Source organism: Thiofaba sp. EF100, assembly GCF_039822285.1.
Classification (GTDB): Bacteria; Pseudomonadota; Gammaproteobacteria; order Halothiobacillales; family Halothiobacillaceae; genus Thiofaba.
This window is the reverse complement of the sequence record NZ_JBAJEY010000003.1, coordinates 15,648-37,854: the sequence shown is the minus strand read 5'-3', so window position 1 is coordinate 37,854 and position 22,207 is coordinate 15,648. Positions and strand designations below refer to the sequence as shown.

Annotated in this window: 17 protein-coding genes; 14 read left to right on the top strand and 3 right to left on the bottom strand. The window is 64.1% G+C overall.

Annotation, left to right across the window (positions count from 1 at the left end; all coding sequences use genetic code 11):
* The first annotated feature begins 24 nt into the window (after window positions 1–24).
* The 4 genes from flgK to V6D91_RS06890 all read left to right on the top strand — a co-directional run bounded on the left by flgK (window position 25) and on the right by V6D91_RS06890 (window position 5,474).
* Window positions 25–1,707 (top strand): flagellar hook-associated protein FlgK, encoded by a 1,683-nt coding sequence (gene flgK, locus V6D91_RS06905; RefSeq protein ID WP_347318994.1) that lies wholly within the window; start codon window positions 25–27, stop codon window positions 1,705–1,707.
* Window positions 1,708–1,718: 11 nt separating this feature from the next.
* Window positions 1,719–2,603 (top strand): flagellar hook-associated protein FlgL, encoded by an 885-nt coding sequence (flgL, locus tag V6D91_RS06900; protein ID WP_347318993.1) that lies wholly within the window; start codon window positions 1,719–1,721, stop codon window positions 2,601–2,603.
* A 76-nt stretch (window positions 2,604–2,679) separates the two neighbouring features.
* Window positions 2,680–4,896 carry a bifunctional 23S rRNA (guanine(2069)-N(7))-methyltransferase RlmK/23S rRNA (guanine(2445)-N(2))-methyltransferase RlmL gene (gene rlmKL / locus V6D91_RS06895; RefSeq protein WP_347318992.1) on the top strand — a complete coding sequence of 739 codons (2,217 nt, stop codon included), beginning with the start codon at window positions 2,680–2,682 and terminating at the stop codon, window positions 4,894–4,896.
* A gap of 44 nt (window positions 4,897–4,940) precedes the next feature.
* Window positions 4,941–5,474, top strand: coding sequence for a C40 family peptidase (locus V6D91_RS06890; protein WP_347318990.1), 534 nt, complete (start codon window positions 4,941–4,943; stop codon window positions 5,472–5,474).
* Here V6D91_RS06890 and xseA read toward each other — a convergent pair.
* Together xseA and V6D91_RS06880 are read right to left on the bottom strand one after the other, a co-directional pair.
* Window positions 5,460–6,815 carry an exodeoxyribonuclease VII large subunit gene (gene xseA, locus V6D91_RS06885; RefSeq protein WP_347318989.1) on the bottom strand — a complete coding sequence of 452 codons (1,356 nt, stop codon included), beginning with the start codon at window positions 6,813–6,815 and terminating at the stop codon, window positions 5,460–5,462. The genes V6D91_RS06890 and xseA overlap by 15 nt on opposite strands.
* A 222-nt stretch (window positions 6,816–7,037) precedes the next feature.
* Window positions 7,038–7,364 (bottom strand): hypothetical protein, encoded by a 327-nt coding sequence (locus V6D91_RS06880; protein WP_347318987.1) that lies wholly within the window; start codon window positions 7,362–7,364, stop codon window positions 7,038–7,040.
* A 313-nt stretch (window positions 7,365–7,677) separates the two neighbouring features.
* Between V6D91_RS06880 and guaB the strand changes: the two genes are divergently transcribed.
* The 4 genes from guaB (at window position 7,678) to tadA (ending at window position 14,874) form a co-directional block, all read left to right on the top strand.
* Window positions 7,678–9,135 carry an IMP dehydrogenase gene (guaB, locus tag V6D91_RS06875; protein WP_347319309.1) on the top strand — a complete coding sequence of 486 codons (1,458 nt, stop codon included), beginning with the start codon at window positions 7,678–7,680 and terminating at the stop codon, window positions 9,133–9,135.
* 63 nt (window positions 9,136–9,198) lie between these two features.
* Window positions 9,199–10,776 (top strand): glutamine-hydrolyzing GMP synthase, encoded by a 1,578-nt coding sequence (gene guaA / locus V6D91_RS06870; protein ID WP_347318986.1) that lies wholly within the window; start codon window positions 9,199–9,201, stop codon window positions 10,774–10,776.
* Window positions 10,777–11,138: 362 nt separating this feature from the next.
* Entirely contained in the window at window positions 11,139–14,405 is a 3,267-nt protein-coding gene (locus V6D91_RS06865) for an N-6 DNA methylase (protein WP_347318984.1), read from the top strand.
* A gap of 1 nt (window position 14,406) precedes the next feature.
* Window positions 14,407–14,874: a tRNA adenosine(34) deaminase TadA gene (gene tadA / locus V6D91_RS06860; protein ID WP_347318983.1), complete on the top strand. Its 468-nt coding sequence runs from the start codon at window positions 14,407–14,409 to the stop codon at window positions 14,872–14,874.
* A 78-nt stretch (window positions 14,875–14,952) separates the two neighbouring features.
* Here tadA and pal read toward each other — a convergent pair whose 3' ends face one another.
* Entirely contained in the window at window positions 14,953–15,465 is a 513-nt protein-coding gene (gene pal, locus V6D91_RS06855) for a peptidoglycan-associated lipoprotein Pal (RefSeq protein ID WP_347318981.1), read from the bottom strand.
* A 268-nt stretch (window positions 15,466–15,733) separates the two neighbouring features.
* On the opposite strand from pal, the gene V6D91_RS06850 reads away from it, so the two are divergent.
* The 6 genes from V6D91_RS06850 (at window position 15,734) to queG (ending at window position 21,947) form a co-directional block, all read left to right on the top strand.
* Window positions 15,734–18,064, top strand: coding sequence for a DNA translocase FtsK 4TM domain-containing protein (locus V6D91_RS06850; protein ID WP_347319307.1), 2,331 nt, complete (start codon window positions 15,734–15,736; stop codon window positions 18,062–18,064).
* Window positions 18,065–18,128: 64 nt separating this feature from the next.
* On the top strand, window positions 18,129–18,746 hold the full coding sequence (lolA, locus tag V6D91_RS06845) for an outer membrane lipoprotein chaperone LolA (protein ID WP_347318979.1): 618 nt from the start codon (window positions 18,129–18,131) through the stop codon (window positions 18,744–18,746).
* Between the two features lie 3 nt (window positions 18,747–18,749).
* A complete protein-coding gene (locus tag V6D91_RS06840; RefSeq protein ID WP_347318977.1) occupies window positions 18,750–20,084 on the top strand; it encodes a replication-associated recombination protein A in 1,335 nt (444 codons plus the stop codon).
* Window positions 20,081–20,503, top strand: a complete 423-nt coding sequence (locus V6D91_RS06835) for a hypothetical protein (protein WP_347318975.1) — start codon at window positions 20,081–20,083, stop codon at window positions 20,501–20,503. Before V6D91_RS06840 ends, V6D91_RS06835 begins: the two co-directional genes overlap by 4 nt.
* A 3-nt stretch (window positions 20,504–20,506) precedes the next feature.
* Window positions 20,507–20,881: a fluoride efflux transporter CrcB gene (crcB, locus tag V6D91_RS06830; protein WP_347318973.1), complete on the top strand. Its 375-nt coding sequence runs from the start codon at window positions 20,507–20,509 to the stop codon at window positions 20,879–20,881.
* Between the two features lie 7 nt (window positions 20,882–20,888).
* Entirely contained in the window at window positions 20,889–21,947 is a 1,059-nt protein-coding gene (queG, locus tag V6D91_RS06825; protein WP_347318971.1) for a tRNA epoxyqueuosine(34) reductase QueG, read from the top strand.
* Window positions 21,948–22,207 lie beyond the last annotated feature (260 nt).

The following is a 22,207-nucleotide window of genomic DNA, read 5'->3' as shown; positions in this document are numbered from 1 at the left end:
AAAAACCCGTGTGAGGAGCCATCCATGGCGGACTTCATCAGCACTTCGGTGAGCGGTCTGAGCTCGGTTCAGCGCGCGCTGGATGTGCTCAGCCACAACATCACCAATGCCTACACGGAAGGTTTTTCGCGTCAGACCGTGAGCCTGGTCACCCGCCCCGCCCAGGAAACCGGGCAGGGGGCGATTGGCAGCGGCGCCCAGATCGCCGGCATTGCCCGCACCTTCGATCAATTCCTCGGGCAGACCCTGCAAACAGCGATGACCGAGCAGGGCAGGCTGGCGGCACGGCAGGATGTGCTCGGGATGATGGATGATCTCATCGGCGGGCAGGCCGGCAATCTCAACGCCTGGATGACCGATTTCTTCAATGCCGCGCAGGACGTTGCCAACAACCCCTCGGATGTGGCCGTGCGCACCACCTTCCTTGGGCAGGCGACGCTCATGACCCAGCGGGTGCAAAGCTTGGACCGCCAGCTTGGTGCCTTGGATCAGCTCGTGGGGCGCCGGACCACTCAGGCGGTGCAGGACATCAACGGCATGACCCGCGAGCTTGCGGATCTCAATGCCCGCATCCTGGATATGCGCAACCGCTTCCCGGGTCAGGAGCCGAATGATCTGTTGGACCGGCGGGATCTTGTGCTGCGCAACCTCTCAAGCAAGCTGGATGTCCAGACCTACGAAGACGGTCGAGGCAATGTCCAAGTCAATCTGTCCAATGGCATGCCGCTGGTCCTGGCCGACCGCAACACGCCGCTGGGGGTGATGGCCTCGGGCACGCAGCTCGCCATCACCTTCGATGGCCAGGATGTGAGCCGATACATTGGCGGGGGCGAGCTTGGCGGCCTGCTGCAGGTCAAGCGCGAAGCGCTCGATCCCCAGCGCGCCGAGCTTGGGCGCGTGGCCTTTAGCCTGGCCCAGCGGGTCAATGAGGTCCATCGCCAGGGCGAGGGGCTGGATAGTCTCGATGGGGTAGCGGATGGGCGTGACCTGTTCAAGGCCCCAGTGCCGGGCGGTGGCTCTGCCAATTATCTGGCGCTCAATACCTTCATCGGCGCCGACCGCGTCGAGCCCTCGGCCTCCGGCGTGACCGTCGCCATTGCCGACGTCGCCAATCTCAAGGCCAACGACTTCGCCCTGCGCTACGAGGGTGGGGGCTGGCAACTCTACCGCCTGGGTGAGTCCCAACCCATGCAGACCATCACCCCCGGGGTGATCGACCTGAGCGGAAGCGAGGGCATCAAGATCGATGCCTCAACTCTGCCCGCGACCCCAGGGGCGGGGCAGCCGCGGGAGGTCATCCTGCGCCCGATGGGCGGCGTGATGGCCAGCCTCAGCCTGGCCATCCAGGACCCGCGCCAGCTTGCCGCCGCCGTGCCGGGCGGTGGGGCCGGGGACAACCGCAATATGCTGGCTCTGGGCGCCATTGCTAGCGCTCAGGATGTCGTGGGCGGGACGCAATCCCTGAGCTCCGCCTTCACTCAGTCCCAGGCCGCCTTCGGGGGCCTGGCGCGCGCCAACAAGGTGTCGCTGGATGCGCAGGACATCGTGGTCAAGCAGATCCGTGATCGGCGCGAGTCCGTCGTCGGCGTCAACCTCGACGAGGAGGCGGCCCACCTCATGCGGCTGCAGAACCACTACATGGCCCTGTCGAAGTCGCTCTCGGTGGCCGACAACCTGTTCCAGTCCCTGCTGCAAGCAGCATCATGAGGGTTTGAACCATGGATGCACGCATCTCCTCCGCCCTCTTCTTCCAGCAAGGCTTGAGCGGCATCCAGACCGCGCAGACCGGCATGGCCCGCGCCATGCAGGAGATTTCGAGCGGCAAGCGTGAGCTGAGCCCGGCCTTGGATCCCGTGGTGAGCACCACCGTCACCTCGCTGGAGCAGAGCGTCAGCCGTCTTACCCAGTATCAGCGCAATGCCGATGCGGCGAATGCGCGCCTGGGGCAGACGGAAAACGCCTTGCAGGGCATGACCGAGGTGATCAGCCGGGCGCGGGAGCTGGCCATCGAGTTCAACAAGAGCACGCATGATGCGGTGTCTCGCGGTGTCCTGCGGAACGAATTCGGCCAGCTGCGCGACCAGATGCGCGCGTTGTTGAACACCCAGGATGAGCGGGGGGAGTACATCTTCGCGGGGAGCAAGGTCACCACCCAGCCCTATCCACCGGGCAACCCCCAGACCTATGCCGGGGATGGCCTCGCACTCAACGTGCAGGTGGCCGAGGGGCGCACCCTCCAGGTGGGGCAGGTGTTCTCCGATCCCGTCAATCCGGACGAAATCAAAACCTTCCTCAACACCCTCGATGCCCTGGCCACCGGGACCGAGCCGGTAGCGAACGAGGCGGACCTGACCCCCATGCTCGCGGCGCTGGACAAGGCCGTCACCCTGCGCGCGCAGGTGGGCAATGCGATGAATGCGGTATCCCTCGCCCGTACCGACAATGAGGGCGAGTTGTATGGCTACACCACGACCCTTTCGGCCCTGCGCGATACCGACTACGCCTCCGCCATCACCCAGCTCAACCAGCAGACCCTCCTGCTCCAGGCGACCCAGAGCACCCTAGCCAAGGTGCAGGGGCTGTCGTTGTTCAATGTGATCTGATGCGTCCCGGCGGGGCCCCGCCAAGCCGCGCGCAAAGCGCGGTATCATGCCCGCTTTGCCGTAGCCGGGGCCGCTTGTGAACCCATCCTCAAACTCCCTGACCTTTTTCGCCAGCGCCGCCAAGGGGCTGGTCTCCGTCGTGGCCGAGGAGCTGCGCCAGCTTGGCGCGCAGAGCTTGCGCGAGCACCCGGCGGGGGTGCACTTTTCCGGCGATATGGCCCTTGGCTACCGGGCCTGCCTGTGGCTGCGTTCGGCCAGCCGGGTGCTGGTGGAGATCGCTGAGCTTGCGGCTGAGGATGTCGACCACCTCTACGTCGGCGTGCGCGAGCTCGACTGGCCGGCGTGGCTCGACCCTGCGCGCAGCTTCGCGGTCAGCTTCCACGGCATGAGTCCCGCCATCCGGCACACGGGCTTTGGCGCGCAGAAGGTTAAAGACGCCATCGTGGATGCCTTCCAGACCCGCCATGGCCGCCGTCCGCGGGTCGACCCCCGCTCGCCTGAGCAGACCATCCATGTCCATCTCTCGGGGAGGCGGGCGCGCATCGTCCTCGACCTGGTCGGGGTGCAGGCCCTGCACCACCGCGGCTACCGCCATCAGGCCGGTGAGGCCCCCCTGCGCGAGACCCTGGCCGCCGGCCTGCTGTGGCGCGCCGGCTGGCCGGCCATCGCGGCGGAGGGTGGGGCCTTTCTCGACCCCATGTGTGGCTCGGGCACCCTGCTGATCGAGGCCGCCTGGATGGCCGGTGACGTGGCTCCGGGCCTCTTGCGTCCTGCCTGGGCGCTGACGCACTGGCCGCAGCATGATGCGGCCCTCTGGAGTCGCCTGCTGCAGGAAGCGCAGGTCCGCCGTACCCAAGGCCTTGGCCGCATCCCTCCCATCCTGGGCTTCGACCGCGATGCGCGCATGCTGCCGGTGGCGCGTGCCAACCTCGAGCGGGCCGGGCTCGTGGAGCATGTCCGCGTAGCGCACGGTGCGGTCGAGACCCTGCGCCTGCCCGAGGATCGGCCCGCCCGCGGCCTGATGCTGACCAATCCGCCCTACGGCGAGCGCCTGGACAGCGTGGGCAATATGCCCGCCCTGTATGCCGCGCTCGGCGCGTTCATGGGCCGGGAGCTCGTGGGCTGGGAGGCGGCCGTGATCCTGCCGAAGGAGGCCGAGGCCTGGCATCTGGGCTGGCGTGCCTTTCGCTCGCACGAGGTGTTCAACGGCGCGCTCGAGTGCCGCCTGTTGCGCATCCATGTGCAGGAGGAGCAAAAGCTTGCCCCGCGCGTTGAGGACGACGGTTCGGCCGCGCGCCTGATCCGTGCCTGCGCCGCCATGGCGGAGTCTGAAGGTGCACGCATGGTGGCGAACCGGCTGCGCAAGAACCTCAAGGAACTGGGCCGCTGGGCGGCGCGCGAGGGGGTGACGTGCTACCGCGTCTATGATGCCGACATGCCCGAATATTCGCTGGCGATCGATCTCTACCATGATGTTACGGGCAAGCTCTGGGTGAACGTGCAGGAATACGCGGCCCCGCCCAAGGTCGATCCCGAGGCAGCCCGCCGGCGTCTGCGCGAGGCCATGGCCGTGCTGCCCGAGGTGTTCGAGGTCGCGCCCGAGCAGGTCTTCCTGCGTGTGCGCGAGCGCAAGAAAGGGGAGAGCCAATACGAGAAGCAGGCCGAATTCGGCATCTTCCACGAGGTCATGGAGGGCAAGGCCCGCCTCTTGGTGAACTTCACCGATTACCTCGACACGGGGCTTTTTCTCGATCACCGCATCACCCGCGGCTGGCTGGGCGAGTGGGCTAGCGGCAAGGACTGTCTGAACCTGTTCTGCTACACCGGGGTGGCGAGCCTGCACATGGGGCTTGGCGGCGCGCGCTCGACCACCTCGGTGGATATGTCCCGCACCTACCTGGACTGGGCACGCCGCAACCTCGAACTGAACGGCCTGGCGGGCGGCGCGCACCGGCTGATCCAGGCCGATTGCCTGACCTGGCTGGAGGAGGCCGCCAAGGCGGGTGAGCGCTTTGACCTGATCTTCCTCGATCCACCGACCTTTTCCACCTCCAAGCGCATGCAGGGCACCCTGGACGTGCAGCGCGACCATGTGGCGCTCATCCGCAAGGCGATGGCCCTGCTACGACATGGCGGGGTGCTGGTGTTTTCCAACAACCTGCAACGCTTCAAGCTTGACCATGCGGCCTTGGCCGATCTGCGCATCGAGGATCTGAGCCACGCCTCGATTCCGCGTGATTTCGCCCGCAACCCGCGCATCCACCAGTGCTGGAAGCTTGCCTTTGCCAGCTGAATGGGGATAATCCGACAAGTTTCATGGAAATGGACGGGAAGCGAGTGACCAAGACCGTCGCCCCCCGCTGGCTCCTTGCGCTGGCGATGATCACGGCCCTGGCCGGCTGCTCGGTGGTGACCGAGCGTGACGTATCTGCGCTGCGTGATCTGCCGGCCCCTGCCGCTGAATCCGCCAGTGCGGATGCCGGGGAGGCCCTCAAGGTGGCCCTGGCGCAGCGTGGGACCCGCTATCGACCCGGTGGCAATGCACCCAGTGAAGGTTTTGATTGCAGCGGCCTGGTGTACTTCTCCTTCAACAGCGTGGGCATCCGCCTGCCGCGATCCTCTCAGGACATGTTCCAGGCCACTCGGCGCATCGATAAGCCCCAGCTCCGTCCCGGCGATCTCGTTTTCTTCCGTCAGCGTTCCTCCCGCATCACCCACGTGGGCATCTATGCCGGCAACGGCCAATTCGTCCATGCGCCGACCAAGGGCAAGGATGTCGAATTGACCTCGTTGAGCGACCCTTACTGGAGCAAGCGCTTTGCCGGAGCAGGAAGGGTCGAGACCGGCAGTCCGACCCTAGCCTCCAACTGAGCTCTCCAGCTCCACGGACCTGACTTCGCAGCCCAAGCGGCCGTCCTGCATCCTGACCCGGATGGCCTCGCCCACGGCCAGTTCGGCCGCGCGCGTCACGGCCCTTCCTTCCTCATCCTCGATGATCGCATAGCCCCGATGAAGGGTGGCAAGCGGGCTGAGCACATGCAGGTGACCGGCCAGTTGGCGCAGGTGCGCTTCGTGGTTGGAGAGGGTCTGCGTCATGCAGTGGAGCATCGCCGTGCGCAGGGCCTCCAAGCGGGCCTCTGTCCGCTGGAGCCGCTGGGCGGGGTGTTGGCGCATCAGGCGCAATTCCAGCGTGGCGAGCTTGCCTTGGCGTGCGTGCAGGGTCTGGCGCCCACTGTGGTGCAGCCGTTCCGTCAGATGCTTCAAGCGTTCGCCCATCCGTTCAAGTCGCTGGCGCGGGTGCAGGGCGAACAGGTGGCGGCTGGCCGAGTCGAGCCGCTGGGCGCGGCGATCCAGGCCATCCTGCATGCGCCGCAGCAGACGCGCCTCGAGTGTGCGCAGCTGATCGGCCACGGCCAGGGCATCCGGTACGGCCAGGCTCGCCGCGGCACTGGGGGTCGGGGCGCGGGCGTCGGCGACGAAATCGGCGATGGTGAAGTCGGTTTCATGGCCCACGCCGCTGATGACGGGCAAGCGGCTCGCGGCGATCGCCCGTGCCACCCGCTCCTCATTGAATGGCCACAAGTCTTCCAGCGACCCGCCGCCGCGCACCAGCAGCAGCACATCGCAAGCCCCATCCTCATTGGCCCGGCGCAGGGCGGCCACGATCTCATCGGCCGCCCCGGCCCCCTGCACGCTGGTCGGATAGATGCGTAGCGGGATCAGTGGAAAGCGGCGCTCGAGCACATGCAGCACGTCACGCACGGCTGCGCCGGAGGGCGAGGTGATGATGCCGATGCGATGGGGCAGGGCAGGCAGCGGGCGCTTGCGCGCGGCCTCGAACAGCCCTTCGGTGGCGAGGCGCTGCTTGAGTTGCTCGAAGGCACGCTGCAAGGCGCCGAGGCCGGCCTCCTCCATATGCTCGACCACCAGTTGCAGGTCGCCGCGCGGTTCGTACACCGTGATGCGTGCGCGCACGAGCACGTGGGCCCCATCTTGCGGGCGGAAGCGCAAAAGGCTCGCACGGTTGCGAAACATGGCGCAGCGCAGTTGGGCGCCGGCATCCTTGAGGGTGAAATAGAGGTGCCCGGAGCCTGGGCGGGCGAGATTGGAAATCTCTCCCTCCACGAGGACGACCGGGAAGTTGCCCTCGAGCAGGGCCTTGATCTCGCGGACGAGGGAGGAGACGGTCAGGGGGGGAGGTGGCGTGAACATGCCGCCAGTCTAGCAGGGAGTTGAAAAAGGGCATCCTGCCCTTTTTCAACTCGTCTCGTCGCGGCACATGTCCGCGACGGACTCCGAAGATCAACCACTTATCGTGATTGATCTTCGTGCAAGCCATCCTTGGCCTGCTAGCAGCCCGAGGGCATTTTCACGCGCCCTGAAACGCCAAGCGCCGGGACAGGCCCGGCGCTGAAGTGGGGAGTCTGGCCTCGATCAGTTCTTGTAGGGGCCTGCGTTCTTTTGCTCGTTGGCCTGCTTGACCGCCATGTCGGCTTCGAACTTCACGCGCTTGGCCAGCTTGGTGGCTTCATCGTACTTGCCTTCGGAGGCGGCCTTCTCGGCGGCCTTCATGTGATCCTCGGTCTTCACCCATACGTTGTTGGCCTTCTTGGCCTCGGCCAGGGCTGCCTTGGCCTCTTTGATCGCGGTCTCGTAGGCAGCACTGTCACCACCCTCCGGGCCCGTGGCACAGGCGGTCAGGAGGGCGAAGGAGCCGGCGATAGCGAGGGTCTTGAGCAGGGCGTTGAACTTCATGGTCATCTTTTCCTCGTGGTGGCCGTGGGGCCTTGGTCTTGTAGTTTGTCTAAGGCCGTGTTCTGGATGAGCCGCTCATGACGCGCTGTCATCGTGGTCATGACCGATTCGTCCGGAACACATCGGAGCTTGTCCGAAGGGGGCCGGCCAAGGAAGGTCGGCATCCGCCCAGGTGCGGTGGTGGCACCGCCGAGGAATTCACGCCTGCCCGGAGGGCTTCGGCCGGGAAACCTCCTGGTCCTTGACGCGGTCGAGTTTACCGGGAATGGTGCAAACCCTATAATTGCAAAAATTTTTATTGCGGAAAGTCCCTCTTATGGTGCGCATTCTCGAAGAAGGCCTGACCTTCGACGACGTTCTTCTCGTCCCGGCACACTCCACCGTCCTGCCGCGGGATGTCTCCCTCACCACGCGCATCACGCGCAACATCACCCTGAACATCCCGCTGGTGTCCGCCGCCATGGACACCGTCACCGAGGCCCGTCTGGCCATCGCCCTGGCTCAGGAAGGCGGCATCGGCATCATCCACAAGAACATGACGCCCGAGCAGCAGGCCCGTCATGTGCGCCAGGTGAAGAAATACGAGAGTGGCGTGATCAAGGACCCGATCACCGTCACCCCGACCACCACGATCCGCGAAGTCAACGCCATGGCGCGCCTGCACAACATCTCCGGCTTCCCGGTGGTGGATGGTGCGAACCTGGTCGGCATCGTGACCCATCGGGACGTGCGTTTCGAGACCAATCTCGATGCCCCCGTGCACACGGTCATGACCGGGCGGGACAAGCTGGTGACCGTGCAGGAAGGTGCCAGCCGTGACGAGGTCCTTGCGCTGCTGCACAAACACCGCATCGAGAAAATCCTGGTCGTCAATGATGCCTTCCACCTGCGCGGCATGATTACCGTCAAGGACATCCAGAAGTCCACCGACTTCCCCAACGCCTGCAAGGACGCGCAGGGCAGCCTGCGTGTCGGTGCGGCGGTGGGCACCGGTGGCGACACCGAGGCGCGTGTGGCCGCGCTGGTTGAGGCCGGCGTGGACCTGATCGTGGTCGACACCGCGCACGGTCATTCGCAGGGCGTGCTTGATCGCGTGCGCTGGATCAAGCAGGCCTATCCCGAGGTCCAGGTGATCGGTGGGAATATCGCCACCGGCGAGGCCGCTCTGGATCTGGTCAAGGCTGGCGCGGATGCGGTCAAGGTCGGCATCGGCCCGGGCTCCATCTGCACCACCCGCATCGTCGCCGGCGTGGGCGTGCCGCAGATCACTGCCATCTCCAACGTCGCCAAGGCCCTGGAAGGCACGGGCGTGCCAATGATCGCCGACGGTGGCATCCGCTTCTCCGGCGACCTGGTCAAGGCCATCGTGGCCGGCGCCAACTGCGTGATGGTCGGTGGCATGTTCGCGGGCACGGAGGAGGCGCCGGGCGAGGTCGAGCTTTACCAGGGGCGCTCTTACAAGGCCTACCGCGGTATGGGGTCGATCGGCGCGATGCAGCAGGGCTCCTCCGATCGCTACTTCCAGGGTGACAAGGCGGCCGACAAGCTGGTGCCGGAGGGTATCGAGGGCCGCGTGCCATACAAGGGCCCCATGTCCGCCATCGTCCACCAGCTGATGGGTGGCCTGCGTTCCGGCATGGGCTACGTCGGCTGTGCCGACATCGAGGAGCTGCGTCGCAAGCCCTCGTTCGTGCGCGTGACGTCGGCTGGTATGCGCGAGAGCCACGTGCACGACGTGCAGATCACCAAGGAAGCGCCAAACTACCGGATCGATTGATCGGCAAGTCCGCGACCTCGCCCGGCCTTGGCCGGGCGTTTTGCTTTCATCGAATTGACGACCATGCAGCACGACATCCACTCCGACCGCATCCTGATCCTCGACTTTGGTTCGCAGTACACCCAGCTCATCGCCCGCCGGGTGCGCGAGGCGGGCGTATACTGCGAGCTCCATCCGTGGGACATGGATGAGGCCGCCATTCGAGCCTTTGCCCCCAAGGGCATCATCCTCTCCGGCGGGCCCGAGTCGGTGACGGCGGACAATCCGCCGCGCGCCCCCGAGGTTGTGTTCCAGCTTGGCGTGCCGGTGCTGGGTATCTGCTATGGCATGCAGACCATGGCGGCCCAGCTCGGTGGCCGGGTGGAGACCCACCACCACCAGGAGTTCGGCTATGCCCAGGTGCGCGCGCGTGGTCACACCGCGCTCCTGAAGGACATCGAGGACCATACCACCGAGGAGGGTTGGGGCCTGCTCGATGTGTGGATGAGTCACGGCGACCGGGTGGTCGAGATGCCGGAGGGTTTCAAACTCATGGCGAGCTCCGAGGGCGCGCCGATCGCCGGCATGGCGGATGAGACCCGTCATTTCTACGGCGTGCAGTTCCACCCGGAGGTCACCCACACCCGTCAGGGGGACCGCATCCTGCGCCGCTTCGTGCTGGAGATCTGCGGCTGCGAGGCCCTGTGGACCTCGGCCAACATCATCGAGGACAGCATCCGTCATATCCGCGAGCAGGTCGGCCAGGATGAGGTGATCCTCGGCCTCTCCGGCGGGGTGGACTCCTCCGTGGTGGCGGCCCTGCTGCACAAGGCGATTGGCGACCAGCTCACCTGCGTGTTCGTCGACAACGGCCTGCTGCGCCTGCACGAGGGCGATCAGGTCATGGCCACCTTCGCCAAGCACATGGGCATCCGCGTCATTCGCGTGGATGCCGAGCAGCGCTTCCTCCAAGAGCTTGCCGGGATTACCGACCCGGAGGAGAAGCGCAAGATCATCGGCCGGGTGTTCGTCGAGATCTTCGAGGAGGAGTCCAGCAAGCTCAGCAACGCCAAGTGGCTGGCGCAGGGCACCATCTACCCGGACGTGATCGAGTCCGCCGGCAGCAAGACCGGCAAGGCGCACGTCATCAAGTCGCACCACAACGTCGGCGGCCTGCCGGCACACATGCGCCTCAAGCTTTTGGAGCCCCTGCGCGAGCTGTTCAAGGACGAGGTGCGCAAGCTCGGGCTGGAGCTCGGTCTGCCCTACGAGATGGTCTACCGGCACCCGTTCCCGGGGCCGGGTCTTGGGGTACGCATCCTCGGCGAGGTGAAGAAGGAATATGCCGATCTTCTGCGCCAGGCGGATGCCATCTTCATCGAGGAACTGCGCAAGCATGACCTGTACGACAAGACCTCGCAGGCCTTCGCCGTCTTCCTGCCGGTTCGCTCGGTGGGGGTGATGGGCGATGGCCGGCGCTATGACTATGTCGTTGCCCTGCGCGCGGTGGAGACCATCGACTTCATGACCGCCCGCTGGGCCCACCTGCCCTACGACTTCCTTGACCATGTCTGCCGGCGCATCGTGAATGAGACGCGCGGCATCTCGCGCGTGGTCTACGACATCACCGGCAAGCCGCCCGGCACCATCGAGTGGGAGTGATTCTGCGCCTGGCACTAGTTGGCAACTAATAGCACAAGAACACACTTAAGCCTGCGCCGCTGCGGCCACGGAGATTAAACATTTAAAGGCTGATTCGGGCACATCGAAAAACCGTCACGAGCGGGCGGAGTGCAAGGAGCCCCACAGTGAACCCCCGAGACATATCAAATAGATAGGCAAGGGAGTGAGCGAGGGGGCGACGAAGCAATCCGCTCGCGCAGTGGGTTTTTCGAAGTGCCCATTCAACGATTCCGTTCAGCGTCATCGCGAAACAATACGAGGTGAATTGCTGACCATGATTTACAAAGTCACTTTCGTCAGGCAGCCTCAGCCGACGCGACAGGCCTGATAACCGAAGAAAAATGGACGCCAATATCAAGAATGGCTATGACCTCATCAACCGACGCCGAAATAACTGGTGCAACGAGGAGGAGGTGCGCCACGCCTGGATGAAGGGGCTCGAAGAGGCTTTGCAGATCGACCTGGATGCCGAGCGAGCCAAGCGTGACTCCAGCTACAACAATGTTGTCATCGAGTTCAAAGGCCCTGGCCTTTTCAAAGGCAGCGCGACGAGCCCCAAGTTTGTAGAAGCGACCGATGGCCGTCTCTTGAAGTACATCCGCAAGTTAGCATCCGAGCAAGGTCTGGACGAGAAGGACTACATCGGTATCGCCATCGATGGTGAGCATGTGAGCTTCGCACAAGTGCAGGATGGAAAGATCGTCCACCAGCCGCTGATGCCGTTTTCGATTATTACCTTCAGGATGGTGGTGGAAGCGCTGCGGGCCAATTTCCGGCGAGCGATCACATCCGAGAATCTAATCGAGGACTTCGGGCACCAGTCCAATACAGGTCGCGAGTTAATGCAGGAACTGTCCAATGCACTGGCAGATGCACTGAAAAAGCCGGGTAATCGTAAAATCAAGATGCTTTTCGAGGAGTGGTCAGCACTGTACGGGCAGGCCGCCGACCTGAGCATCCAACAGCGCAAAAAGATTAACGGATCGTTGGGCTTTGATTTCGCAGGCCCGGATGAAATTGACCTGCCTGCCAAGCTCTTTGTCACCCACACTTTTCATTCGTTGCTGATAAAGCTGATTGCAGCTGAGCTCGTGGCCGCGCACGGCATGGCGTCCAGCGCGTCACTGATTCACGGGCTGTTGGCTGTTGAGTCGGATATGGATCTGATCCGTGCCCTGAGGTCGGATGTTGAGAACGGTGGATTTTTCAACGCGGTGGGGTTACGTGGCTTCGTTGAAGAAGCCATCTTTAGCTGGTATCTGGACGCTGCAACCAAGAAGTGCATCCGCACGTCGCTGTGTCTGGCGATTCGCTCGCTGCTGGCCCAGCTTTCCGTTTATCGCTTCGACGCGATTAAGAAAACTGATCGATCACGCGATGTCCTACGTGATTTCTACCAAGACTTGGTGCCGGAGGAGTTACGCAAGAGCCTGGGAGAGTTCTACACGCCCGATTGGCTGGTCGAGCACTCCGTAGCCATGCTCGAATACAAGATGGAGAAGTGGCTTTCTGCTCGCCTACTTGATCCAACATGCGGTTCGGGATCGTTCCTTCTGGAGGTCATCGAACAGAAGCGTGGCGCAGCTCTTGAGGCGGGCTGGACTGCCGAGCAGACCGTGGACATGCTGACGACCACAGTCTGGGGCTTTGATCTTAATCCCCTCGCTGTGCAGTCGTCTCGCGTGAACTTCCTGATTGCGATTGCTGACCTATTACAGCAGTGCAAGGGCAAGGACGTAGAGATTCCTGTGCTACTGGCTGATGCGGTGTATTCACCAGCCCCCCATCCGGACGGTCACCAGAAGGTTATTGAGTACAGTATCGGGAGCCAGCACGCTAACCTTCAAGTCGTTCTCCCCAGCGACCTGGTCCGTGATCGCATATTACTGGACAAAGTGTTCCAGCTTATGGGCGAAGAGGTCGAGAAAGATTCGGAGTATACGACTGTCGCCGATGCGTTGGTAAAGGCTCGCATCCTCACCATGGAACAGGTCGACGAGTGGCATGACCATCTCAAGCTGACCTATGACCAAGTGCTCGCCTTGCACCGACAAAATTGGAATGGCATCTGGTTTAGGATCGTGCGCAACTTCTTTTGGTCAGCCACTGCTGGGCAGTTCGATGCAATCATCGGAAACCCGCCTTGGGTACGCTGGTCAAACCTGCCCGAGACGTACCGAAACCGAGCCAAGCCGACTTGCGAGAAGTACGCAATCTTTTCGGACACCAAGTTCCACGGCGGCAACGAGTTGGATATCTCTGCCATCATCACCTACACAACAGCCGACAAGTGGCTGGTCGATGATGGTCGGTTGGTGTTCGTCATCACGCAGACGGTTTTCCAATCCCCTTCATCGCAGGGCTTCCGACGTTTCCGCATTAACGCGAGCGACCGTTTGGTGCCGATATCGGTTCACGATCTGAAGGATCTAAAACCCTTCCCAGAAGCAGCCAACAAGACAGCTGTGGCGCTTTTTGCGAAGAAGAAGGAGGTACAGATCGATTATCCGTTGGATTATCGGGTTTGGCTCGGTAAGCCAAAAACGGATGTTGCTGGCAACCTGAAGATGGGGCGCAGTGGTCAAGTTGCTCGCTCGAAGGCTATCAATCCTCGCTTGCGCCTTGATCAGGTGATGAAGCTTGTCGACGTGGTCCAGATGGAGGCCAACCCTGTTTCGCAGACAATCGAGGGTGCGCCTTGGGCCATCATGAAGCCCGGTCACTTTGCCGCTTACCAGCCGTTATTTGGAGCTTCGACTTGGGTCAATGGAAGGAAGGGCATTACGACTGACCTCAATGGGGTTTACTTCGTCGAGGTGATCGACTCGAATCCAAGCACTCAGATGGTCAAGGTTCGTACACGCCCACACGAAGGCAAGACCAACTTGGGCCAGCCCCGCGACTTTTGGGTCGAGGCCGAGAGCTTGTTCCCACTCGCGAAGGGGGCAGGGGACTTGCACCACTGCTACTTCCAGCCCGAGAACAACCTGTACGCTTTCGTTCCCAACAAGGGCATAGACCGCAATTCGCTCAAAGATGCTGCGGAACGCTATAATGCTAACAATAACGCCAAGACTTTTAACTTCTTCAGTGCGTACAAGGCTTTTCTGGAATCCCGATCCACATTTAGGACTCGCATGAAAGGAGCCCCATTCTTCGCGATCTATAATGTAGGTGACTACACTTTCGCCCCCTATAAGGTAATTTGGGCCGAGATGACAGGAGACTTCTCGGCGGCTGTTGTTGAGTCAGGTATCGTACCTGGCTACGGGGATCGAGTATATGTGCCCGACCACAAGCTTTACTTCGCTGACTTCTATACGCCGGAACCTGCCTACTACTTGTGCGGCTTGTTGCACTCAGAGATCGTTAAAGAGATGATCGAGGCACACATCGTGTCGACTAACATTGGCGACATCTTCAAGCATGTAAATTTGCCAGCTTATGATGCGAACTCTAAAGATCATAATCTGCTTTATGAACTTGTGAAACAAGCTCACCAAGAAAACGATTTCAAGGTTCGGGCTCAGATTGTTGCAAAGGTTCGTAACGCTGCCTCAAACATCATCGAAGAGGAAATCGCGCGGCGTAGACTAACTGGTATCTGAGATGTCTGATACCTACTGGATGGATCAGGCCTTGGAGCTTGCCCGCCGGGCGGAGGCCGAGGGCGAGGTGCCGGTGGGGGCGGTGCTGGTCAGGGAGGGCTTGCTGGTCGGGGAGGGTTGGAACCGCCCCATCGGTGCCAACGACCCGACGGCGCATGCCGAGATCCAAGCCCTGCGCGACGCCTCTGAGCGGTTGGGCAACTACCGCCTGCCCGGCACCACCTTGTATGTGACTCTCGAACCCTGCCCGATGTGTGTTGGGGCGATGATCCACGCGCGGGTGGAGCGGGTGGTGTTTGGCGCGTCAGACCCCAAGACCGGGGCCTGTGGCGGGGCCTTGGATCTTGCCCATCACCCCAGCCATAACCATCGGCTGATCGTGGATGGCGGGGTCATGGCCGAACCCGCTGCCGAGCTGTTGCGCACCTTCTTCCGCCGCCGACGTGCGGAGTCCCGCCGTTCGCCGTGAACCCATGAAAAAAGGCCCATGCAAGCATGGGCCTTTTTCGTAGCGCAGCGGGGCGCTCGGCCCCGCCTGTCATGAAGATCAGCGGCTGCCGTAGACCAGCTCGGCGCGGCGGTTCTGGGCGTAGCAGGACTCGTTGTGCTGATCGCACACCGGCTTCTCTTCGCCATAGGCGACCACGGAGATCTGCTCGGCGGCGGCGCCCTGCAGGACCAGCATGTCGCGCACGGCGTTGCCGCGCTTCTCGCTCAGGGCCACGTTGTATTCGTTGCTGCCGCGCTCGTCGGCGTGGGCCTCGACGGTGACCTGGCGCTTCGGGTTGCCGGCCAGGAAGGCGGCGTGTTCGCGCAGCATCACGCGATATTTCTCGCCGACGGCGAAGCTGTCGTAGTCAAAGTAGACCACAGAGTTGGCCTGGGCCGGCTTGCCAGCGTACAGGGCGCTCTCGTCATAGCCGCCTGCGCCGATGCCGGCGGTGGACGCGCCTGCGCCATTCATGGCGCCTGCGGCGCCAGCTTCTTTCTCCGGGGTCGAGCTACAGGCGGCTACGGTCAGGGCAGCCAGCAGGGCGACGGAAAGTTTCACCTTGTTCATGTTTGAAATACCAGGTCTCGATGGGAGGGGTTAGGAAAAAGCCGTTGACGTTGGCCGGTGGTCCGGCCGAATAGGCGCCAAATTATATAGGTATTTGACGCGCTTTGAATGCCCCGCCGACGCGTCAGGGAGGGGGATGTGCTGCTTTCGGCGGGGCGGGCGCTCGTGGGGGATGTATAATGCGGACAATCTTCCGCAGTCATTCGCCCACAAGGCGCGTAGCCGTTTGAAACAGGCCCATCCATCTTCATCGCGCTCATCCACCACGCTGACTGTGCATATCGGGCGCAGTCTGCGGGAGGGGCTGTTCTACCTGATGCTCGCAGCAGCCATCTTCCTGCTGCTCGCGCTGGCCTCCTATGACGTGCGCGATCCTGGCTGGTCGCAGGCCTCGAGTAGCAACGAGCCACGCAACCTCGGCGGCTGGCTGGGCGCCTGGCTTGCCGACCTTTTGATCTATCTTGGGGGATACGGCGCCTATGCGGTCCCCGTCGGCTTGCTGGTGGCCGGCTGGCTGGTCTATCGCGGCCGCCGCGAGGATGGACTGTTTTCGCGCAAGTGGCTGGCGGTCCGCGCGGTCGGTTTCGTGCTGGCCTGGCTCGCGGCCGCCGCGCTGTGTTCCCTGCACTTGCTTGGTCCCCAAGCCGAGGTCTCGATGGGGGGCGGCGGGGTGCTCGGCCGGATGGTGGGCATGAGCGTGGCTAGTCTGCTCGGCCTTGCGGGTGGGACGGTGGTCCTGCTCGCCCTGCTGTTCTCCGGCTTCACCCTGTTCAGCGGCTTTTCCTGGTTGGCTTTGTTCGAGTTGATCGGCGGCTGGCTGCTGGCGATCCCGGAGCGCTGGTCGGCACGGTCAGAAGCGAGGACGGCTCCCGCCGGCTTCGAGTCCCAGGCGCCAAGCCGGGGCGTGCCTGCCATGGTCGAATCTCGGCAAGTCTCTGCCCCCTCCGCGGATCCCTTGTCGTGGGAGGCGTCGCCTGCTGCGGCCGAGATGGATCCCAGCCCGGAGGTCCGGACCGCCAGGACCCCGCCGGTGGAGTCCTCCCCCGAACCGCGTCCCCAGCCACGCCGCGCTCGTCCGACACCCGCCCGTGGCACCACGGGCGGGACCCTGCCGGACGTCAGTCTGCTCGACCCGCCGCGCCCGCGCATCGGTGGATACAGTGTCGAGACCCTGCAGGCCATGTCGCGCCTGATCGAGGAACGCTTGCAGGAATTCGGGGTGCAGGCGCGCGTGGTGGCCGCTCAGCCCGGCCCCGTGATCACCCGTTTCGAGTTGGAGCCCGCCGCTGGGGTGAAGGTCAGCCAGATCAGCAACCTGGCCAAGGATCTCGCCCGAAGCCTGGCGATGATCAGCGTGCGGGTGGTGGAGGTCATTCCGGGCAAGTCGACCGTAGGTCTCGAGGTGCCGAACGCCCAGCGCGAGGTGATCGCGTTCTCGGAGATCATCAATTCCAAGCCCTACCGCGATGCGGTATCGCCGCTCACCCTGGCGCTCGGCAAAGACATCGCCGGTGAGCCGATCTGTGCCGACCTTGCCCGCATGCCGCACCTGCTGGTGGCGGGGACCACCGGCTCGGGCAAATCGGTCGGCGTGAACGCCATGCTGTTGTCGATGTTGTTCAAGGCCACCGCGGATGAGGTGCGCCTGATTCTGATCGACCCGAAGATGCTCGAACTTTCCATCTACGAGGGCATCCCCCACCTGTTGGCGCCGGTGGTGACCGACATGAAGGAGGCGGCCAACGCCCTGCGCTGGGCGGTGGGCGAGATGGAGCGCCGTTACCGCCTGATGGCGGCGCTCGGGGTGCGCAACCTCGCCGGGTTCAACAAGAAGGTGCGCGAGGCGCGCGAGTCCGGCCAGCCGATCACGGATCCGCTCTACAACCATGCCGAGGCGCTTGACCCGGATCTTCCTCCGCCCGAACTCGAGCCCCTGCCGTACATCGTGATCGTGGTCGACGAGTTCGCCGACATGATCATGGTGGTCGGCAAGAAGGTGGAGGAGCTGATCGCGCGCATCGCGCAGAAGGCGCGCGCGGCCGGCATCCACCTGATCGTCGCCACCCAGCGCCCGTCGGTGGACGTGATCACCGGCCTGATCAAGGCCAATATCCCGACCCGCATCGCCTTCCAGGTCTCGAGCAAGATCGACTCGCGCACCATCCTCGACCAGATGGGCGCCGAGGCCCTTCTGGGCCATGGCGACATGCTCTTTCTTCCTCCAGGCACCGGCCTGCCCATGCGCGTGCACGGGGCCTTCGTCTCCGACCAGGAGGTGCACGCCGTGGTCGAGGCGCTCAAGGCGACGGGCGAGCCGCGCTACATCGAGGGCGTGCTGGAGGAGCAGTCCGTCACCCTGCCGGGCGAAAAGCCCGCACCTGGCGGGGAGGGTGAGGGGGGCGAGAGCGATCCGCTCTACGATCAGGCGGTCGCCATCGTGCTCGAATCGCGCAAGGCCTCCATCTCCTACGTGCAGCGCCGGCTCAAGATCGGCTACAACCGCTCGGCACGGCTGATGGAGGACATGGAGCGTGCCGGCGTCGTCGGTCCCCTCCAGGCCAATGGCCAGCGCGAGGTGCTGGTGCCGGCGCGTGAGTGATGCGATTGAACCGTACCTCCTGACCCGGCGTCCAAGCCACCGTATTTTCTACCGGAAATCCCCCATGCTTCGTTGGATCGTTCTGCTCATCGCCTCGCTTCCCCTTCTGGCCCAGGCGGGCGCCGGACTCGACAGCCTCGACGGCTTCCTCAAGGAGATGAAGACCCTGCAGGGCCAGTTCGTCCAGATCCAGTACAACGCCGATCGCCGGGAGACCCAGCGCGCCAGCGGCACCCTGGAGCTTGCACGCCCGGGCCGCTTCCGTTGGGTGTACAGCGAGCCCTATCACCAGGAGCTGGTGGCCGATGGCACCTCGTTGTGGATCTTTGATCAGGACCTCGATCAGGCGACCGAAAAGCCCCTGCGTCAGGCCCTCGGCCAGGCCCCCATCATGCTGCTGATGGAAAACCGGCCGCTGGATCAGGACTTCATCCTCACCGAGCTGGCCCCGGACAAGGGCATGGACTGGGTGGAGCTCAAGCCGCGCGGGGAGGGGGCGGACTTCCGCGAGGTCAAGTTCGCGTTCAAGGACCGGATGCTCGCCCGCATGCAACTGACCGACGCCTTCGGGCAGATCACCCTGATCGAGTTCTCCGCCATGCGCCTGAACCCCAAGCTTGCGGAGGAGCGCTTCCGCTTCACCCCGCCCCCTGGCGTGGACGTGGTGCGGGCCTTGAAGTAACGCATGGCGGATCTGTTCAGTCAGGACGCCCCGCCTTGGCGTCCGCTCGCCGACCGCATGCGGCCGCGCACCTTGGACGAGGTGGTCGGCCAGCGCCATCTGCTCGATCCGGGGCGCCCCTTGCGCCGTGCCCTGGAAGCCGGCCATCTGCATTCCATGCTGTTCTGGGGGCCGCCTGGCACCGGCAAGACCACCCTGGCCCGCCTGATCGCCGACAGCGTCAACGCGCGTTTTCTCACCCTCTCCGCCGTACTGGCCGGGGTCAAGGAGGTGCGCGAGGCCGTGGAAGAGGCCAAGCGGATCGCGGCCGAGGAGGGGCGCCCGACCCTGCTGTTCGTCGACGAGGTGCACCGTTTCAACAAGGCCCAGCAGGACGCCTTCCTGCCGCACGTCGAGGCGGGCGTGATCGCGCTGGTGGGGGCGACCACGGAGAATCCCTCCTTCGCCCTCAACAACGCCTTGCTCTCCCGCCTGCGCACCTACGTGCTCAAGCCGCTGGATGCCCAGGCACTGGCCAGCCTGCTGCGCCGGGCGCTGGATGACCGCGAGCGCGGTCTTGGCGAACGCGGTCTTTCGGCCTCCGATGCGGCCCTGCTCAGGCTGGCCCACGCCGCCGACGGCGATGCGCGGCGCGCCCTCAACATGCTGGAGATGGCGGCCGACCTTGCCGAGCATGGCGTGATCGACGACGCGGTGCTGGAGCAGGTGGCCGAGCAGGCCCCGCGCCGTTTCGATCACGGCGGGGACTACTTCTATGACCAGATCTCGGTGCTGCACAAGTCGTTGCGAGGTTCCGATCCGGATGCCGCGCTCTACTGGCTTGCGCGCATGCTGGACGGCGGGGCCGATCCCGAGTACATCGCCCGCCGCCTGGTACGGGTGGCCTCCGAGGACATCGGCAATGCCGACCCCCGTGCCCTCGGCCTGACCCTGGAGGCCTGGGAGGCCTACCAGCGCCTGGGCAGTCCCGAGGGGGAGCTGGCCCTGGCCCAGGCCACCCTCTACCTGGCCCTCGCCCCCAAGAGCAACGCCGTTTACATGGCCTTCAAGGCGGCGATGAAGGATGCGCGCGAGCAAGGCAGCCTGGAGGTGCCCATGCACCTGCGCAATGCCCCCACCAGGCTGATGAAACAGTTCGACTACGGCAAGGGCTACCGCTACGCGCACGACGAGCCGGAGGCCTTTGCCGCCGGTGAGGTCTACCTGCCTGACGCGTTGGTGGGAAGGCAGTACTATCAGCCGGTGGAGCGCGGCCTGGAGATCAAGCTGCGCGAAAAGCTCCTTCACCTGCGGCAGCTCAACGCGCAGGCCCGTCCCCAACAGAGAGATCCTTCATGAAGAAAAGCCTCTTTCTTGTCGCACTCCTGCCCATGGCCGTGTTGGCTGATGCCGACAAGGCCCCCGAGCGCGAGGCGCTCAAGCTCGCTCCGGAGTACGAGGCGCATGTGCGTTACGAGATGCGTGGTTTCCTCGTCTCCCTGCAGGGGATTAACGAGGCCCTGGCCAAGCAGGATTTCGAGGCCGTGGCGCGCTATGCCCGGCAGTCGGGGCGTTCGGCGCCTGCCCAAGGGCCGCGCGGACTGGGCAAGGCCCTGCCCGAGCGTTTCCGCGAGCTGGGCGGGGCCACCCATGCCGCCTTCGACCAGCTGGCCGTGGATGCCGAGACCATGGGCGATGCGCGGGTCATCGCGGAGCACGTCTCCAGCATCATGAAAAACTGCATCCAGTGCCACGCCACCTATCGCTTCGGTAAGTAAGACATGCAATTTTGGTTCGCCCTTGGCGCCGCCGGTGCCCTCGGCGCGATGGCGCGCTATGGACTTACGGTGTGGATCGCCCAGCAGTTCGGGCGGGGGTTCCCCTGGGGGACGCTGACGGTCAACGTGCTGGGCTCCGCACTGATGGGCTTTCTGGCCGTCTTTCTGCTCGATCGCCTGCACTGGCCGGTGGAATGGCGCACCGTCGTCCTCACCGGCTTTCTTGGTGCCTTCACCACCTTCTCCGCCTTCAGCGTGGATGCCATCTACCTGATGGAAAAGGGCGAGTGGCTCAAGTCGGGCGCGTACATCCTCGCTTCCGTGGCCCTCTGCCTGCTCGCCGCGCGTTTGGGCATGCTCGGCGCTGAGCGCCTCTGAGCTTCGTGTGAGCCTCGATCCCGGCGGACTGGTCGCACAGATCAAGGCCTGGGGCCAGGAGCTCGGCTTCCAGCAGGTCGGCATCGCCTCCACCGATCTGTCCGCGCATGAGGCGGGTTTCGTGCGTTGGCTGGACGCCGGAATGCACGGTGAGATGGACTACATGGCGCGCCATGGCCTCAAGCGCCTGCGCCCGGCCATGCTGGTGCCGGGGACCCGCAGCGTCATCAGCGTACGCATGGACTACATGCCGGAGGCGCTGGCCGAAGCCCCGCATGTGCTCAACGATGGGCGGCTTGGGTATGTCAGCCGCTATGCGCTGGGGCGCGACTACCACAAGGTGCTGCGCGCGCGGCTTCAGCGTCTCGCGGAGCGCATCGAGGCGGCCATCGGCCCCTTTGGCCACCGGGTGTTCGTCGATAGCGCCCCGGTGTACGAGACCGGCCTGGCCGAGCAGGCGGGGCTTGGTTGGAAGGGCAAGCACTCGCTGGTGCTCAGTCGGGGCGCCGGGTCGTGGTTTTTCCTTGGCGAGCTGTTCACCGACCTCGATCTCCCGCCCGACTCACCGCCCCCCCAGGGCCACTGCGGGCGCTGCACCGCCTGCATTGATGTCTGCCCAACCCGCGCCATCGTCGCCGAGGGGGTGGTGGATGCCCGTCTTTGCATCTCCTACCTGACGATCGAGCACCCGGGCGCGATCCCCATCGAACTGCGCCCCAAGCTTGGCAACCGCATCTACGGCTGCGACGACTGCCAGCTGACCTGCCCCTGGAACCGCTTTGCCCAGCCGACCAGGGAGGCGGACTTTGCCCCGCGGCATGGGCTGGAGGCGCCCGACCTTTTGGCCCTGTGGGCCTGGACGGAAGAAGCATTTCTGAGTCGCACCGAAGGCTCCCCCATTCGCCGCATTGGGTTTGAGCGCTGGCGGCGCAATCTCGCCGTGGCCCTGGGCAATGCCCCTGCCGATCCCGCCATCCTCGCAGCCCTGAAGCAGGCCCTGCCGGCGGCCTCAGCGCTGGTGGCCGAGCACATCGTCTGGGCCATCGGGCGACAGAAGTGTGGCTGAGTCAAGCAGGGCATGCGGACCCTCGATCGCGGCGATACGCCGCTCACACGGGAGCCGCGGGTAGAAGAGTAGGAGGCCCGCCCTCCAGGCTGTGTCAAAGGCTTTTGACACAGCCTGGAAATGCGAGCCATGGATGGCTCGCGCGAGAATCAATCACAATAAGTGATTGATTCTCGGAGCCCGTCGCGGGCGTGTACCGCGACGAGGCGAGTTTCAAAAGGGTAGGACAGCCCTTTTGAAACAGTCTGCCTCGGGCCGAT